The sequence below is a fragment of the Psychrosphaera algicola genome (assembly GCF_028401425.1).
Taxonomy (GTDB): Bacteria; Pseudomonadota; Gammaproteobacteria; order Enterobacterales; family Alteromonadaceae; genus Psychrosphaera; species Psychrosphaera algicola.
In genome coordinates, this window is sequence record NZ_JAQOMS010000002.1 from 4,507,637 (window position 1) to 4,523,950 (window position 16,314).

The 16,314-nt window shown below is 38.8% G+C and carries 13 protein-coding genes, 7 tRNA genes and 4 pseudogenes; 23 read left to right on the forward strand and 1 reads right to left on the reverse strand.

What is annotated here, in order from left to right; genetic code table 11:
- The first annotated feature begins 1 nt into the window (after position 1).
- The 16 genes and pseudogenes from phhA to PN838_RS24835 all read left to right on the forward strand — a co-directional run bounded on the left by phhA (position 2) and on the right by PN838_RS24835 (position 9,650).
- Positions 2 to 795: pseudogene (gene phhA / locus PN838_RS24765) on the forward strand (phenylalanine 4-monooxygenase).
- A 137-nt stretch (positions 796 to 932) separates the two neighbouring features.
- Positions 933 to 2,499 (forward strand): annotated as a pseudogene (gene tyrR, locus PN838_RS24770) (transcriptional regulator TyrR).
- Positions 2,500 to 2,502: 3 nt separating this feature from the next.
- Complete coding sequence (gene maiA / locus PN838_RS24775; protein ID WP_272182370.1) at positions 2,503 to 3,141, forward strand: maleylacetoacetate isomerase; 639 nt, start codon at positions 2,503 to 2,505, stop codon at positions 3,139 to 3,141.
- Between the two features lie 106 nt (positions 3,142 to 3,247).
- Positions 3,248 to 3,894, forward strand: a pseudogene (gene uvrY, locus PN838_RS24780) (UvrY/SirA/GacA family response regulator transcription factor).
- A 22-nt stretch (positions 3,895 to 3,916) separates the two neighbouring features.
- Positions 3,917 to 5,742 (forward strand): annotated as a pseudogene (gene uvrC / locus PN838_RS24785) (excinuclease ABC subunit UvrC).
- A gap of 52 nt (positions 5,743 to 5,794) precedes the next feature.
- A complete protein-coding gene (gene pgsA, locus PN838_RS24790; protein WP_272182371.1) occupies positions 5,795 to 6,427 on the forward strand; it encodes a CDP-diacylglycerol--glycerol-3-phosphate 3-phosphatidyltransferase in 633 nt (210 codons plus the stop codon).
- A gap of 106 nt (positions 6,428 to 6,533) precedes the next feature.
- Positions 6,534 to 6,609: transfer RNA gene (locus tag PN838_RS24795), tRNA-Gly, on the forward strand.
- A 15-nt stretch (positions 6,610 to 6,624) separates the two neighbouring features.
- Positions 6,625 to 6,698, forward strand: a tRNA-Cys gene (locus tag PN838_RS24800).
- Between the two features lie 24 nt (positions 6,699 to 6,722).
- A tRNA-Leu gene (locus tag PN838_RS24805) sits at positions 6,723 to 6,808 on the forward strand.
- A gap of 47 nt (positions 6,809 to 6,855) precedes the next feature.
- Positions 6,856 to 6,931: transfer RNA gene (locus PN838_RS24810), tRNA-Gly, on the forward strand.
- A 40-nt stretch (positions 6,932 to 6,971) separates the two neighbouring features.
- Positions 6,972 to 7,047: transfer RNA gene (locus PN838_RS24815), tRNA-Gly, on the forward strand.
- A gap of 63 nt (positions 7,048 to 7,110) precedes the next feature.
- Positions 7,111 to 7,196: transfer RNA gene (locus PN838_RS24820), tRNA-Leu, on the forward strand.
- A gap of 27 nt (positions 7,197 to 7,223) precedes the next feature.
- Positions 7,224 to 7,299, forward strand: a tRNA-Gly gene (locus tag PN838_RS24825).
- A gap of 240 nt (positions 7,300 to 7,539) precedes the next feature.
- The gene (locus PN838_RS24830) at positions 7,540 to 8,262 is read left to right on the forward strand and encodes a YebC/PmpR family DNA-binding transcriptional regulator (RefSeq protein WP_215963126.1); all 723 of its coding nucleotides are present in this window, start codon (positions 7,540 to 7,542) and stop codon (positions 8,260 to 8,262) included.
- Positions 8,263 to 8,616: 354 nt separating this feature from the next.
- On the forward strand, positions 8,617 to 8,811 hold the full coding sequence (locus PN838_RS27735) for a heparan-alpha-glucosaminide N-acetyltransferase domain-containing protein (protein WP_370661069.1): 195 nt from the start codon (positions 8,617 to 8,619) through the stop codon (positions 8,809 to 8,811).
- Complete coding sequence (locus tag PN838_RS24835) at positions 8,778 to 9,650, forward strand: acyltransferase family protein (protein ID WP_334313449.1); 873 nt, start codon at positions 8,778 to 8,780, stop codon at positions 9,648 to 9,650. The genes PN838_RS27735 and PN838_RS24835 overlap by 34 nt, the downstream gene beginning before the upstream one ends.
- A gap of 155 nt (positions 9,651 to 9,805) precedes the next feature.
- Here PN838_RS24835 and PN838_RS24840 read toward each other — a convergent pair whose 3' ends face one another.
- Complete coding sequence (locus tag PN838_RS24840; RefSeq protein ID WP_272182372.1) at positions 9,806 to 9,973, reverse strand: hypothetical protein; 168 nt, start codon at positions 9,971 to 9,973, stop codon at positions 9,806 to 9,808.
- 470 nt (positions 9,974 to 10,443) lie between these two features.
- Between PN838_RS24840 and PN838_RS24845 the strand changes: the two genes are divergently transcribed.
- The 7 genes from PN838_RS24845 (at position 10,444) to PN838_RS24875 (ending at position 15,894) form a co-directional block, all read left to right on the forward strand.
- Positions 10,444 to 11,545, forward strand: a protein-coding gene (locus PN838_RS24845; RefSeq protein ID WP_272182373.1) for an IS3 family transposase whose coding sequence is annotated in 2 segments (ribosomal slippage) — positions 10,444 to 10,700 and positions 10,699 to 11,545 — 1,104 coding nt in all. Because the reading frame shifts where the segments join, the coding sequence is not laid out codon by codon here.
- 459 nt (positions 11,546 to 12,004) lie between these two features.
- The gene (locus tag PN838_RS24850; RefSeq protein ID WP_272182374.1) at positions 12,005 to 12,793 is read left to right on the forward strand and encodes a hypothetical protein; all 789 of its coding nucleotides are present in this window, start codon (positions 12,005 to 12,007) and stop codon (positions 12,791 to 12,793) included.
- 1,333 nt (positions 12,794 to 14,126) lie between these two features.
- Positions 14,127 to 14,429 (forward strand): hypothetical protein, encoded by a 303-nt coding sequence (locus tag PN838_RS24855; RefSeq protein ID WP_272182375.1) that lies wholly within the window; start codon positions 14,127 to 14,129, stop codon positions 14,427 to 14,429.
- Positions 14,430 to 14,482: 53 nt separating this feature from the next.
- Positions 14,483 to 14,689, forward strand: coding sequence for a hypothetical protein (locus tag PN838_RS24860; protein ID WP_272182376.1), 207 nt, complete (start codon positions 14,483 to 14,485; stop codon positions 14,687 to 14,689).
- 112 nt (positions 14,690 to 14,801) lie between these two features.
- Complete coding sequence (locus PN838_RS24865) at positions 14,802 to 15,059, forward strand: CBS domain-containing protein (RefSeq protein ID WP_272182377.1); 258 nt, start codon at positions 14,802 to 14,804, stop codon at positions 15,057 to 15,059.
- A 60-nt stretch (positions 15,060 to 15,119) separates the two neighbouring features.
- Positions 15,120 to 15,401, forward strand: coding sequence for a hypothetical protein (locus PN838_RS24870; RefSeq protein WP_272182378.1), 282 nt, complete (start codon positions 15,120 to 15,122; stop codon positions 15,399 to 15,401).
- Between the two features lie 172 nt (positions 15,402 to 15,573).
- Entirely contained in the window at positions 15,574 to 15,894 is a 321-nt protein-coding gene (locus PN838_RS24875; RefSeq protein WP_272182379.1) for a hypothetical protein, read from the forward strand.
- Positions 15,895 to 16,314: the final 420 nt, after the last annotated feature.

Consider the following 16,314-nt stretch of genomic DNA (forward strand, 5'->3'; position numbering starts at 1 on the left):
CATGAGCAAGCAATCAAGTTACGTTTCTAAGCAGTCGGACGAAACCGGTTTTATTAATTGGACAGACGAAGAAAATCAAATTTGGTCAGAACTAATGGCGCGACAAATGTCGTGCATTGAAGGCAAAGCCTGTGATGAGTTTTTGCCGGTTTAGATAAATTACAGTTACCAACAGACCGTGTTCCGCAATTAAACGACGTGAGTAAAGTTTTACTCGAAACAACAGGTTGGCAATGTGCTGAAGTGCCGGCATTGATTAACTTTGAAAAATTCTTTCAGTTGTTGGCGGACAAAAAGTTTCCTGTTGCGACATTTATTCGCCGACGTGAACATTTTGATTACCTACAAGAACCCGATGTTTTCCATGAGATATTTGGTCACTGTGCAATGTTAACTAACCCTGACTTTTCTGAATTTACCCATAAATATGGATTGTTGGGACTTCAGGCTACTAAAGAAGAAAGGGTCTTTTTGGCGAGGTTATACTGGTTCACTGTTGAGTTTGGACTAATGCGACAACACGGTGAACTTCGGATCTACGGCGGTGGTATTTTGTCGTCTCCTAGCGAAACCGACTATGCATTAACCGCAACGCAACCTGAGCGATTTGATATGAATATACTGGACGTATTCCGTACGCCATATCGAATTGACATCATGCAACCTAAGTATTTTGTTATCGACGCTATTCATGATCTTTTTGATTTTTCAAAACTGGATCTTATGGAAATGGTTCGAGAAGCAATGAAACTGGGCATGTATGCACCAACTTTCCCGCCAAAGAGCGCAGCATAATTTGTCAGGTGAGCCTTTAGGTTCACCTTTTTGGAATTTATTCTTTACAAAATTGCAATAAAACTCTTTCTCCGTTGTCAATTCACGTTTACAATCCGAAAATATTACGTTTTTGTTTTATCAGTATTGGAGTAACAATGCGGCTACAGATTGCGTGTCAAGACCGTATGGGTTTGGCTAAAGAAATTTTAAACATTCTCGTTGAATACGATATAGACCTAAAAGGTATTGAGTTTGATCAAGCGACTAAATGTTTATATGTGGCATTTCCACAAATAGAGTTTGAAGCGTTTCAGCAAGTCATGGCGGCTATCCGTCGAGTCGATGGGGTAACTGATGTTAAAACCACAAACTTTTTGCCTTATGAACGCGAGCACAACGAACTTGTAACCTTGTTGCGAATATTGCCAGATGGCGTTATTTCCATAGATAACAAAGGCAATGTGGTTACGGCCAATCAGGCCGCTTTAATTGACCTAGGTCGCAGCGAGTCTGAAATTGTTGGACAACCTGTGCAGGGGTTGCTTAAAGGGTTTAACTTTTTGAAATGGTTAGAAGGCAAAGAAGTTGTCGGCCAGACATTAAAGTTAACTGGCAATAACGAAGAATTTGTATCCGACATTTTGCCGATAAATGTCACAGATGAAGAAAACAACGTTCGCTTAGCGGGCGCCGTGGTTAACTTAAAATCACACAGTCGCTTAGGTCAACAAATCAACGCATTTAGAGACGACAATAACGAGTCGTTTGCCAATATCTTGGCCAACAGCACCAGTATGCGCCGGGTTATTCGTGAAGCTAAGAAAATGGCTCACCTTGACGCCCCAATACTTATTCAAGGTGAAACGGGTACAGGTAAAGAGCTGATTGCTCGAGCTTGTCATGACGCCAGTGAACGAAATGAAAAGTCGTTTTTAGCCCTAAGTTGTGCGTCATTGCCAGACAATGTTGCCGAATCTGAACTTTTTGGTTACGGCGCTAATGCCTACCCAGGTAGTGGCGAAGAAGGTAAACGTGGCATATTTGAACAAGCGGAAGGTGGAACGGTTTTCCTCGACGAAGTTGGCGAAATGTCCGCAGAGTTACAAACAAAGTTAATTCGCTTTTTACAAGACGGGACTTTCCGTCGTGTTGCTGATGAGAACAGAAGTTAAAGTGGACGTGCGTGTAATATGTGCCACTCAAAAAGATTTGGCCAATATGGTTCAAGAACATACATTCCGTGAAGATCTCTACTATCGTTTAAACGTATTAAGTTTGCACATCCCACCATTGCGTGAACGAAAACAAGACATCTTGCCGTTGGCGCAACATTTTGTTCAGCGATTTTCCCATGAGCTGGGTAAACAAGCACCGACATTTTCCAAGTCGTGTTGTGAGTATTTACAAAATTACCCTTGGCCGGGCAATACACGCCAACTTGAAAATTCGGTTTATCGGGCATTAAGCTTGTTGGATTCTGATCTTATTGAAAAAGAAGCGTTGGAACTGCCGAGTTATACCAATGAATTTGGTTATTTAGAGCAGGAATTTGAAGGATCGTTAGACCAAGCCGTAAAACGATTTGAAGCGAGCTTATTACGTAAGTTATATCCGGCATATCCAAGCTCTAGACAATTAGCCAAAAAACTTGGATTGAGCCATACAGCGATTGCTAATAAACTTCGTGAATACGGTATTAACAAAAAAAGTATCAAGGTTTAAGTTATGACATTGTTTGGGTATTGGCGTTCATCAGCCGCTTATCGAGTACGTATTGCGCTCAATTTAAAAGGCCTGCAATACGAACAAAAATCAGTACATTTGATTAAAGATGGCGGTCAGCAACATGCTGAGGATTATGCAGATTTAAACCCAAATAAGTTAGTCCCAACGCTGGTGGATGGAGAGTTTACGCTCAATCAATCATTGGCTATATTGGAGTATTTAGAGATAAAATACCCCAACATAAACTTGTTGCCAGCTAACTTAGCCGACAACATGAAATGCCGAGCCTTAGCGTTGGATTTGGCCTGTGATATTCATCCGCTTAACAATTTGCGGGTTTTGCAATATCTAACAGGGCCGTTGGCGCAAAGCGAAGAACAAAAAATGCAGTGGTATTTTAATTGGTTAGAGGTTGGCTTTACTGCATTTGAAAAAAGCATTAATAAAGTTGCAGGTAATTTTTGTTTTGGTGACCATGTCAGTTGGGCCGATTTATGTTTGATACCTCAGGTTTATAATGCAGAACGGTTTAACTTTGATATGTCGCCGTATCCTTTGATACAGCGGGTTGTCGCCCATTGCAGAACATTGGACGCATTTACAAAAGCGGCGCCAGAAAATCAACCTGACGCCGTTTAAATGTCCAATTAAGCTAAAGTTTAGAACAGTGTTTGATTTATCATTGTTGCCTTAGTTTAGTTTTGTGGTAATTTTGTTTTCGATTTTTTAGATAGAGGGTTTGCCATTGATCAATGTATTGTTAGTTGACGATCATGAATTAGTCCGTACCGGTATAAGTCGGATAGTTAATGATGTTCGTGGATTAAATGTTGTTGGTGAAGCCTCATCAGGCGAAGAAGCGTTTCAATTTTGTCGCACTCATACACCAGACGTTGTTTTAATGGACATGAACATGCCGGGGATTGGTGGTTTAGAAGCGACCAAAAAAATTATTCGATATTGCCCCGATGTGAAAGTGGTGATGTTAACCGTTCACACGGAAGATCCATTTCCATCAAAAGTCATGCAAATTGGCGCCCATGGGTTTTTAACCAAGATGACCCGCCCAGATGAGATGATCCAAGCGATTCGTTCTGTGCATGTTGGTCAGCGTTTTATTGCCCCAGAAATTGCTCAGCAGATGGCATTGAGCCAGTTAAATGGCGAAAAAATGATAAACCATTTGAATTGCTATCTGAGCGTGAATTGCAAATTATGTTGATGATCACCAAAGGCGAAAAAGTCCAAGATATTGCCGAACAACTTAATTTAAGCTCTAAAACCGTCAATAGTTATCGCTACCGAATGTTTGAAAAACTCAATGTCGGCAACGACGTTGAACTTACCCATATGGCGATACGACATCGCATGCTCGACATGGAAAAACTCTAACCGCTACTATTGATTTTAAGCCATGGTTGAATTTGACTCAAAAGCCTTTCTAAATACGGTAACCTCACGTCCTAGGGTTTACCGTATGTACGATAATGATCAAACGGTCATTTATGTTGGTAAAGCAAAAAATTTAAAAAACCGCCTTACCAGTTACTTCCGAAAGGACGTCGACAGCGTAAAAACCCGCGCCTTAGTAAACCAAATAAATAACATCGAATTCACGGTTACCGACTCTGAAACCGAAGCACTGATTTTAGAAAACAACCTGATTAAAGAGTATCAACCTAAGTACAATATTTTACTTAGAGATGATAAGTCGTATCCATATATTTTAGTCACTGATCACAAACATCCCCGCATTGCGATGCACCGTGGCGCCAAACGCCACAAAGGCGATTATTATGGCCCGTTTCCAAGTGCTGGTGCGGTTTGGCAATCGCTTAGGATCATGCAGAAAGTCTTTCCAGTGAGACAATGTGAAGATAATTTTTATAACGTTCGAAGTCGGCCATGTTTACAACATCAACTAAAACGGTGTTCTGCCCCATGTGTTGAAGGTTATGTCACCGATCAGCAATACAGTGACCAAATCGATTTAGTTAAACAATTTCTCACGGGGAAAAGCTAAGGCAGTTATCGATACATTAATCGGTAAGATGGAAGCCGCCAGCGTTGACTTAAACTTTGAAGAAGCCGCGTTTTTCGTGACCAAATAATGGCGCTACGCAAAGTCACTGAGCAACAAAATGTCAGTGGTAATATCGACGAAATCGATGTTATTGCGGTGAGTATCGATAAGGGATTGGCATCGGCTCACGTTTTGTACATTCGAGATCAAAAAGTCCTTGGTAGCAAAAATTATTCACCAAAAGTGCCACCTAATAGCGAACCGAGCGAAATTGTCACGTCTTTTATTAGCCAGTTTTATTTAAATGGCATGGGCGGTCAAAATATTCCGAAACTCATTGTTGTCCCTGAAATTGCCGATGACATTGAAGAACTGCAAAAAGCGATTGCTTTAGAGCGAGACGCAAAGGTTGAATTAGTTAAGCCTCAACGAGGTGAGAAGTTTAAATATTATCGATTGGCGCAAAAAATGCCGATATTGACCTAGCAGGTAAACTAGCCGATGGACGTGCAATTAGCAGTAAATACAAAGAATTGTGTGAACTGTTAAAAATCACTCAAATTAATCGAATGGAATGTTTTGATATCAGTCACACATTTGGCGATTATCCTATAGCATCTTGTGTGGTTTTTGGCCCTGAAGGTCCTAATAAATCTGAGTACCGACGTTATAATGTGAAAGGCGTAAAGGGCGGTGATGACTACGGTGCAATGGAATTTGCCATGAAAAAACGATTTGGCAAAGTATCATCAATCGATAATATCCCCGACATCTTATTTATCGACGGTGGTAAAGGTCAGCTTAACAAGGCAGAAGCCTTTTTTGCCGATTGGCAATTGGAAAAAGCTCCTATCATTGTGGGCATTGCCAAAGGAGAGGGCAGAAAGCCAGGTCTTGAGACTTTATATTTAAATGGCGGTGAAATTGAAGTTCATTTGCCAAAGGCCTCATCTGCATTGCATCTTATCCAACATATTCGGGATGAGTCCCATCGGTTCGCAATCACAGGGCACCGTGCAAAACGCGGTAAGGCCAAAACACACTCTGTATTGCAAGATATACCGGGGGTTGGTGCAAAACGCCGACAGGCGATTTTAAAGAACTTTGGTGGCCTGCAGGGCGTTATGGCAGCGACCGAAAAACAACTGAGTCAAGTCTCTGGTATCAGCCAAGAAATGGCAACTGAAATCCATAGCTTCTTGCATGATAAGGATTAAATAGGCATCATCGTAAGAGCCGACAATAACCATTCAATATGTAGTATTTTTTATGTGGAATATTCCCAATATAATAACGTCTTTTCGAATTACCCTTATTCCTGTCTTGGTGGTGTTTTATTACCTCCCTGCAGTTCAGTATGAATGGAAGTACTTTGCTACGGCATTTGTATTTTGGTTTGCCGCAATTACCGACGCTCTAGACGGTTATTTGGCAAGAAAATTAGATCAGTCGACGCCATTTGGTGCGTTTTTTGACCCTGTAGCGGACAAAGTTATGGTCGCAGTGGCGTTAGTCATTGTGGTCGATGACTACTCAAATATGTGGGTTACAGTACCTGCCGCGATAATAATTGGTCGTGAAATCGCAATATCAGCCCTGCGAGAGTGGATGGCTGAAATGGGCAATCGCGATTATGTTGCGGTGAGTATGGTGGGCAAGTATAAAACAGCTGCTCAAATGTTAGCGGTTATCGGCTTATTGTGGCACCCAAATGAATTTTGGGTTTTTGAAGGATGGTTGTTAGGGCCGCTTTTGGATTTTGCAACGTATGCATTTTTATACTCTGCAACCGCCCTAACTATTTGGTCATTGGTGATTTACTTTAAGGCTGCTTGGCCATTTATTTCTGGCAAAAAGCTTAATTTCAAGCCATATCAGTTAAAATTTCATCAAACAGACTGAAAAAGTCATTTTTATTTAAAATAGATATTGACTCAAAAAGGTTTGAATGTAGAATGCGTCTCCGTTGTCAGCGATGACAATGTGAAGTCAAAGTTTAGCATTTTATGCGAGTATAGCTCAGCTGGTAGAGCGATACCTTGCCAAGGTATAGGTCACGAGTTCGAACCTCGTTACTCGCTCCAAATGTTTTACTAAATGGCGGGTTGGCAGAGTGGCTATGCAGCGGATTGCAAATCCGTGGACCTCGGTTCGACTCCGGGACCCGCCTCCATGATTTCAGGTTTTAAAAAGTGTCGCCCGGATGGTGGAATTGGTAGACACAAGGGATTTAAAATCCCTCGCTCATAGAGTGTGACGGTTCAAGTCCGTCTCCGGGCACCATTCTTTCGTAAGGTAACTTACAGAGGAATGGGCAAAACATACGGAGTGCGAGTATAGCTCAGCTGGTAGAGCGATACCTTGCCAAGGTATAGGTCACGAGTTCGAGCCTCGTTACTCGCTCCAATTTTTTAAAACAGGCACTAAGGCACAAGTAATACGGAGTGCGAGTATAGCTCAGCTGGTAGAGCGATACCTTGCCAAGGTATAGGTCACGAGTTCGAGCCTCGTTACTCGCTCCAAACTTCTTTTGGATAACAAGAGAGAGTTGGTACCGCCAACTATAAAAAACTGCCCAACAAATTGCCCGGGTGGTGGAATCGGTAGACACAAGGGATTTAAAATCCCTCGCTCATAGAGTGTGACGGTTCAAGTCCGTCCCCGGGCACCATTTCCCTTTTGGGAAATACAAAGGATTGCGAGTATAGCTCAGCTGGTAGAGCGATACCTTGCCAAGGTATAGGTCACGAGTTCGAGCCTCGTTACTCGCTCCAATTTTTTCAATAGTTTTGTCAAAATTGGGATTCATCTGCAATCTTCTTAATCTCACATACAATAATCAATTCTAATTTTTAGTTATAAATCTTTGATAAAATCAAATTAACTCGGCTTTTTACGCTGTAGTGATTTAAATTTGTCGCAAAATAGATTACTTTAGCCACCTTTCAATTTTTAGATAACACCTTATGTTGATGTGTTGTCAGTAGTCAGAATTTAAATAAGAAGAGTTAGTCATGGGAAGAGCATTCCAAAACCGTAAAGATTCAATGGCCAAAACGGCTGCTATGAAAACTAAAATATATTCTAAATACGGCAAAGAAATATATGTCGTTGCCAAAAATGGCGGTTCTGACCCAGACGGTAATCTAGCACTTCGTAGCTTAATGGACCGAGCTAAAAAAGATCAGGTACCTGCGCACGTAATTAAAAATGCCTTAGATAAGGCCCTAGGCGGCGCTGGAGAAGATTATTCAGCGGCTCGATACGAAGGCTTCGGTCCAGGTGGTTGTATGGTCATAGTGGATTGTCTTACCGATAACAACAACCGAACTATCATGGAAGTTAGAAATAGCTTTACTAAAACAAACAGTAAATTAGGTGCTCAGGGATCTGCAGCACATATGTTTGACCACGTTGCGATTTTCCAATTTGACGGTGACGACGAAGATGTGGTACTCGAAGCGCTAATGAACGCGGATGCCGACGCTAACGAAATCGAAGTTGAAGATGGTAAAGTCACCGTTATTGCGCCGCATACTGAGTTTAATAAAGTTAAAGTCGCCCTTGAAGAAGCGTTTGAAGGCATTGACTTCGATACTCAGGAAATCTCTTGGGAACCTCAAACAATGACAACGGTATCAGGCGATGATGTTGCTGTGTTTGATAAATTTATGGATATGCTGAATGATTGCGAAGATGTACAAGATGTTTATCACAATGCAGAAGTTGAACGCTAATTGTTTATAGTAATTAAGTTGGCCCTAGCATTGGATGTCAATCTTTCAAATGCTTTAATAGAATTCTGTGATAATGGTCATCGCAATATTAAACAACTAAAATTTATTATCGACAGAACTGGCAATTTTGATGAAACTCAGACAAAATATAAGCGCTTAGTATACAGCTGTTTGGCTGTAGTAATATACTTTTGGGCAACTTCAAAAAACCTTATATATCCAAATCTTTGTCAATTTAATAACGTTTTCAGTTTAAGTTAGTTATCGTTCAGGCTTAGTTTAAAACATTATAATGAGTGTACGACATTTTTGTATTAGATATTATTAGGCGGATAATTCCCAGTATGAGGTAATATGAAAAATCAACGATTGTTAGAATTAGATGCTCTCCGAGGATTAGCAGCATTAGCTGTAGTTTGCTATCATTATTTTTATCGGTATAACGAATTATATGGTCATGAAAGTGTGAATGTAGGCTGGTCTCATATTGGAAAGTTTGGTGTGGAACTTTTTTTATGGTTAGCGGTTTTGTTATATTTTGGACACTAAATAGAGTGAATAAACCTTTAGATTTTATTGTTTCTAGGGTTTCTCGATTATATCCGGCGTATTGGTGTGCAATATTAATAACTTTTTTGATAGTAGCTTTTTATGGGCTTACTGGTAGAGAAGTATCTTCAATTGACGCATTAATAAATATTTTAATGTTTCATGGCTATTTAAAAGTCCCACATGTGGATGGAGTTTATTGGACGTTAACAGTGGAGTTGACATTTTATTTTTGGATGTTTGTATTTTATCTTAAGTCCGGTCTTGGAAAAGCAGAATTAGTATTTTCTGTTTTAATTGGCTTTTCAATCCTACATTCCATTGCTCTTATAGATATACCTAAGCCAATTTATACAATATTTATCTTGAAATATCTTCCATTCTTTACTGCTGGAATCTGTTTTTATAAAATTATTAACGGTATTAACAGTTTTAAAAGAAATGTTTTAGTATTGCTTTTTTCATTGTTATCAACTGTAGCTATATATTCATTTAAGCATTTTTTAGTATTCGCAGTTTTTTATATTGTGTTTTATTTGGCACTGTCAGGGCGAATGAAATTCTTGACTTTTAGGCCGTTTGTATTTTTCGGAGGAATATCTTATTCTTTATATCTTATTCATCAAAATATTGGCTACGTTATAATTAATAAGTTCTATGCGATGCAGTGGGAACCATTATTTGCAATTTGCTCATCTTTTATTTTTTGTATTATTATGGCAACATTAATGTCAGAATTTATAGAGAAACCATTTCTTAGATATATACGAGACAGCTACAATCAGAGTAAAGGAATGCAATTGATTGCCACAAAACTAACATTTTTTAGAAGTCCTTGATTTTTTAGTAGCAATTCCATTAAAGATTAAGTCAGTTCAATCCAATCTCTTCAGCACATTTGTATTACCACTCGCAGGAGTGGAAATACATGTGTTCCAAGCTTTTGAAAATTACTCCACTATATCTTCATTTCAACAAATACTAGACTCAACAATCAATGTTGACGCATCCAACTCCAAACTTGTTTAGTGGGATTCAACTCTTCGGAATACGTTGACAGCCTAATTAGTGTCACATTATCAAACGGTTGTACTTCTGCCCAAAGTCGGTTTTTTTGATTTTGTTGACCAATTTGAGCTTCTTCTTGAAACCAGATATCCATATCCTACGTCATCACGTTAAACGGGAGTGAAGGTTCGTTTTCAAGCGGAATTTTTTAAAACTTGCTGCCTTTCTTGTAATTGTTTTGTAAGTTTAGACTTGGCTTTTGTACAGCTTAAATCTAGGCTATGCAGTAACTGCTATACATTAGCTATCTGTTAGTGAACGTAAACCTCGTGATTATGTGAGCTTGAATATCAGACGCGACAAGTATGTCGCCGGTGCAGGCCTAAGCATGATTAAAAACTAAGTTTTTACTTCAAGCTCTGCTTGTTATTCAGATAAGCTAGTCGACCTGTAATTGGTTTAACGTTTAAACCTGTTAGACCATACTCTAAATAGTCTGATACCCATCTATTAATGTTATGTTTGTCAGTATTAAACCGTCGAGCTATATTTGTAACCCTCCCATAAAATCAGAATGTTAAAAATAGAGTTTTCCATTTAAAGTAACCCTAGATGGAGAACAACATGAAAAAATCGAGATTTACTGAAAGCCAAATATTTGCCATTTTAAAAGAAGGTGAATCTGGCGTGATGACGGTGCCGGAGCTGTGCCGTAAACACAATGTAGGCCAAAGCACTTATTACAAGTGGAAAGCTAAATATGGTGGCATGGAGCAGTCAGAGCTTAAACGCATGAAGGAGCTTGAGGAAGAAAACGCCAAGCTCAAAAAAATGTTTGCCGATGTGAGTTTGCAAAATGTGGCACTGAAGGACATCATTGAAAAAAGCTGTAAAGCCAGTGGATCGCAAGGAATTGGCGCAGTATGCGGTAATTCATCATGGTCTTGGCGTTGTGCTGGCGTGTAATGCATTAGGAATAAGTCGTTGCACTTATTACTATCAGCCTAAGTTGGTTGATGATAGTGAAATTATCACGGCTGTCTCAAAGCTCGCTCAAAAGCACACTCGTTATGGGTTTCGTAAGATATTTAAACGGCTGCGTTATATGGGCCATGGGTGGAACCACAAGCGAGTCTATCGTATTTACTGCGGTCTTAAGTTGAACTTAAGGCGTAAAGGTAAAAGACGATTACCCACGCGTGAGCCTGAGCCGCTTACCGTTCCTGCACAGGCCAACGATTGCTGGTCAATGGACTTCATGAGCGACAGTCTGTACTCAGGAAAGTCGTTTCGGACGTTTAACGTCATTGATGATTATAATCGCGAGTCACTCGCCATAGAAATTGATTCAAGTCTGCCAGCAGAGAGGAGCATACGAGTGTTAGACCGCGTTGCTGAATATCGCGGCTATCCTAAACGGCTCAGGCAGGACAACGGGCCTGAATTTATCTCTCATAAACTTGAGCTATGGGCCGAATTTCATGGCATCAAATTAGATTTTATAAAGCCAGGAAAGCCGACTCAAAACGCGTTTATTGAAAGATTTAATCGCACCTATAGAAATGAAGTCTTAGACTGTTATTTGTTTAACAGCTTGACGGAAGTACGAGAAATAACAGATAGTTGGATGGTCGAATACAATTATGATCGACCACATGAATCATTGAACGATCTACCGCCCAAAGAATATGAGCGACTAGATCAGGAAAACTCTCTTAATATTTGATCTAAATATGGGAGGGTTACATATTGGCTCTGTTCTCAGTCTCAAAAAATGGTTATACCGCTAATAAACACTTTCGTTTTCTGGCGTTTGGTTCTTTTCTTGACAGGGCTACAAGTTGATTTGTTGTTTCTAAGTTGCCGTCTATTCATATAAAGTTACTAAAACAGCCTGTATTAGATCAGATATTTAATGGAATTAGTATAATGTGTTGTTTTAGAGAAAAACCGTCATTCCAAAAGTCTGTAAAAATAGCCAAACCTAAGCAATATTCAGAACCTCCATCCAGTGTAGAGAAAATTACAAATTTCAGCGATGCTTACCCCATTGAAATGTTTAAACTTGATATCTAGCAATGAGTTAAGTAATTTGTTACAAATATAAAATAGTTAATAATAAACAATTTTCACATATAAAATAGTGGTTTGGAATGTAATGGTTGTGTATCTAAAAGGAAATTTGATGAAAAAAATACTAGTTACAAGTTTTAGCTTAGCGTTATCTTGGTCTGTGCAAAGCTCGGAAGTGGAAATATATTACAAAAACTTTTCCTTAACAGATACAGTAACGAATGAGGTCGCCCAAGGTATTAATGCCGTTGGTATCGAGGGGAACTTGTTTAATACTTTTTATTTTGAGTACGAAGCGCCACAGGGGAATGAACCAAGTAATCTATCTGACTATGTAAATAGAGTTACGGAACTCGAAGATTACAATGAAAAGATTACCGCTGGTTTAAAGCCATTAGCATTTCTCGATAGTGATCTGTTAAGTAACCTTTATGTCGAATATTCTAAAGACGTTTATCAGTTACAACATGAATCATATTCAAAGTATTACCTGCAAGAGCAGTTGTTTCTTGGGCGTTTTAGTACCAGTGAATCCACGGGCATAGGCGTGAGTTACGGGGTATTTCTTCATAATAATAAAAGAGAAATCATAAGTAACAGCAATGATTATTCGTCTGAAGAAGTTAAAGATGCTTATGGCCTTATGGTGCAATATAAAAGTATATTTATCCCATACCAGAATGGTTCGCCTTCAGGTTTTAGTCTTTATGGCACTGGGATCTTGATTGACGATATCAAAATTCAGTATCAATTTGCCGGTGGCGACGATTATTTTTATAGTGCCGGAATTGGGTTAGCCCATAGAAGTAAAGGTTTGAATTGGCACATTAAAGCAATTCTGGAAGGCACGACAGACACGGCAGTCGTTAAGTCTATTGCAGGTATTAGTTATAGCTTTTAAAGCTTAAAACAAGTTATGACGTTTCACAGGTGCATGTCGAATATTACTCGACAGTTATAGAGTTACTATAGGTGTTGGGCATTCGGTTTTAATTGCTTTATTTAGTTACAAAAAACGTCCTCTGCACTTTGAAGGAGATCTCAAATATCGCTTCGCGATTTTGAGATGACGGGGAACATAAAAACCGTCATACCCGTAGCTTGTAAAATTAGTCAGCCACAGCGATATTTGGAACCTCCAACCAAGTGCAGAGGAACGTCATAATCCACCTTAAATTGGCTCATAGTAGTCAGAACAAAAAGTCATTGTTGAGCACAATTAAACGGAAAAAACGTCATCCCAAAAGAGCCACGGCGATATTAGGGATCTCCAACCAAGTGCAGAGGAAGTCCATAGTTTGCCTTGCAGGCAGCTATTTCGACTGCGTCGACCATACTTTTGCAACAGCCCCAAAAGTAGGCAAAAGGCCGCTTTCGGCCAAATCCCGAATCCTTATTTAAGATTTATATTATCGTCGAAGACGGAATGTAATTTCGTCCATGGTTCGTCTGACGTACATCCATGTACTGACGAATTCCCTTCGTCCATGAAGTGAAAACATTCCTTGCAACGGCGTCCCTGCGGTTCACTTCGAGATATAAATCTCTACTAAGGGGATTTAGACGAAGGTAAATGTTGCCTGAACTTTAGGTGTAACAACGTATTGCTTTAGTGAAAATAATCATTCCAAACCAACAGAAAAAACCTGTAATTCCAAAAGAGCGGAGCGATATTTGGAACCTCCAACCAAGTGCAGAGGAACGTCATAATCCACCTTAAATTGGCTCATAGTAGTCAGAACAAAAAGTCATTGTTGAGCACAATTAAACGGAAAAAACGTCATCCCAAAAGAGCCACGGCGATATTAGGGATCTCCAACCAAGTGCAGAGGAACGTCTTAATCCACCCTAAATTGGCTCATAATTTCAGAAAGAAAAACGTCATTCTCTTAGCTTGTAAAATGAGTCAGCCACAGAGATATTTTAACTAGCTAGCTGTTGTCCTAGGAGTAAAGTCAGCAACACGTATTATCGCCATTGGATACATATTTGTTTGTGGGGGTTGGAATGGCTGATAATTGTTCCCATATAAGCTTTACAATAAATTTTAAAACGTTTATATAGTAAAAACGCATTGAGCTAGCTTGTGCAATTGGGAAGCCGAGGTAGGCTTTTTTATTCATATTTTGGTTAATAGATTTAACATCAACTACACTAATAGAATTAGTTAATTGTGTAGTTACGGATTTAGTTTAAATCCTATCTATTTTGATTTGTAGCGATATGGAAAGTAAATGAGATTAATCTCGAGTTATTTATTTCTAGCCTTTATATTAATTGCGAACTTCCCAAGTTCGCAAGGCGGCAGCTATGGTCATCAATATCAAATACTAGAGACAACAATTAATGCCACTTTATCATGTGATATTGATTCTCTTGGCTCTGAAGAATTTGAAGACAAGTTCTTTTTATCGAAGTTTGATTTTGAGTTGTCAGCACAATGTTGCACTTCTCCTGCTTCTATCATCACTTTTCACAACCCTCCAACTCAACGAGATTATTTAATCCGCGCACCACCTCTTTCTTTGGCTAGTTAATCTGTATTTGGGAAAAATTCCCCACAATTATTAATTATATTAGGTACAAAGAAATGAATAAATTATCGTTTTTATCATGCGATCGCGTGTCGCAAATAGAATGGCCTTGCCAATCATTAGCCGTTTCTATGCATAGTAAAGCTACAGAAATCACAACTGACTTTAAGCTAAACAGCCCACTTGTAATCGACTCAAACACGAAGGCGGTCGAAGCTGAATACATTATGAAAAAGCTCATGTTAAATTACAACTCGTGTTAGATGAGCACAGTAATTTTATTGGAACATTGAGTTTTAATGATTTAAATAATCAAGAAATCGTAAAAAGGTCGCACGAGGTGACGTTAGATCGGAACTTCGTGTCGCCGACTTTATGCGCTTTAAAGCGCATTTGAAATCGATTGATTGGGCTACGTTAGAACAAACATCGATTCGATCCCTCGTTCAAACTTTAGCAAGCTGCACAGAGCAACATATCTTAGTGACAGATAATGATGGCAATACGTTAAGGGGATTAATTTCTGCCTCTGATGTTGCAAGAGCATTACATCTTGATGTCGACTTAAATCTGCCAGTTAGCTTTAGATTGGTAAATAACGCAATTCATATTTTAGACAAACATGCAGCTTAAGTATTTAAAAATAAAGGAGTTCTCTCCCAAAAGGCAAAATTGTCTTTTGGGAGGGGAAATATGAACGTCATTGTTTTGCAATATGCCAGTTCACGAGCAGACCTTATTAGAAATTCAGCAAGGACATTAGCCAATAAATTTAAAGCCGCCCAAACGACCGTCGAAGTGGTGTGCTCATATATAGACAATGAAAATGTATATATGAGTAAAATTAGTTTATTTAAAAATGGGACCTTGCTCAATTGCAGTATGGGAGTCGATAGGGATGAACTGACAGCTTTTGAGATTGCGGTAAATTCTATACGAGCAATTAGTCCTCTTGGCAAGTCGTGGACGATCTAAATTGTCCACTATCTTGCCAAATTCGTATTTTTAAACGACTCAATATCGCTCTGTTTTAGAAAATAAAATGTCTTACATATTGTCGTGGAGCGTGCACAACACATGCTTTTAACTAATGAAAAATTAACATTTATGAGTGTTGGGTGTTAATCATTTCAATAAAAGGATAATTATGACTAATTCTAAATGCCCTGAATGCAGTAAGAACGTAGGTTGGAATCGACTATTTTTATCATCGGATATGAAGTTATTTAGTTGTAAAAATTGCTCTGCGTTACTAAAAATAAAACGAAAATTTAGTGACAGACAAATTATCTATAGCGCATTGCCATTCTATGTATTAGCAACATTCAATATTGTTTTAGAAAAATCGCTGTTTTCCCTGCTACTTTTTATTGTCGTTAACATTATTTGGGCGTCGCTTTTTATTCGATTTACAACCGTTGAAATTGCAAACTCTGTCGACGCTAATGCGAGTAGTACGTTGGAATAATCAAAACTGGTCCTGATCAATACTTAAGGTTATGTAAATGAAGGGGGCAGTTTGACCGTTTTACATTATGTTTGACGCATTTTTGCTTTTTTAATCGCAGTCTAAACCTAATTAACGTTTGGTTAAATTGGATCTCATTGTCAGAATTAAGCAAATAGGTTGGTTGTTTTTTAGACTGTTTAGTTAAGTTCTTCATTATTAATAGAACTTATTGCTCTACCATTTATTCCCTATTTTATTTTAAATTGCTTCAAAGCGAGTAAAACCGCGTTTGTCTTCTATTTTACTTAAAATTAATTTTATGTGTTTAGTGAGCTGTTAAATCCTGAGTAAATTTAGACGTTTGCGAATTCTCTGATCTCTATCTATTTTTTCATTAGTTGAAATTTTTTTAGCTATATCCGTAATAGTAGAGTGAAG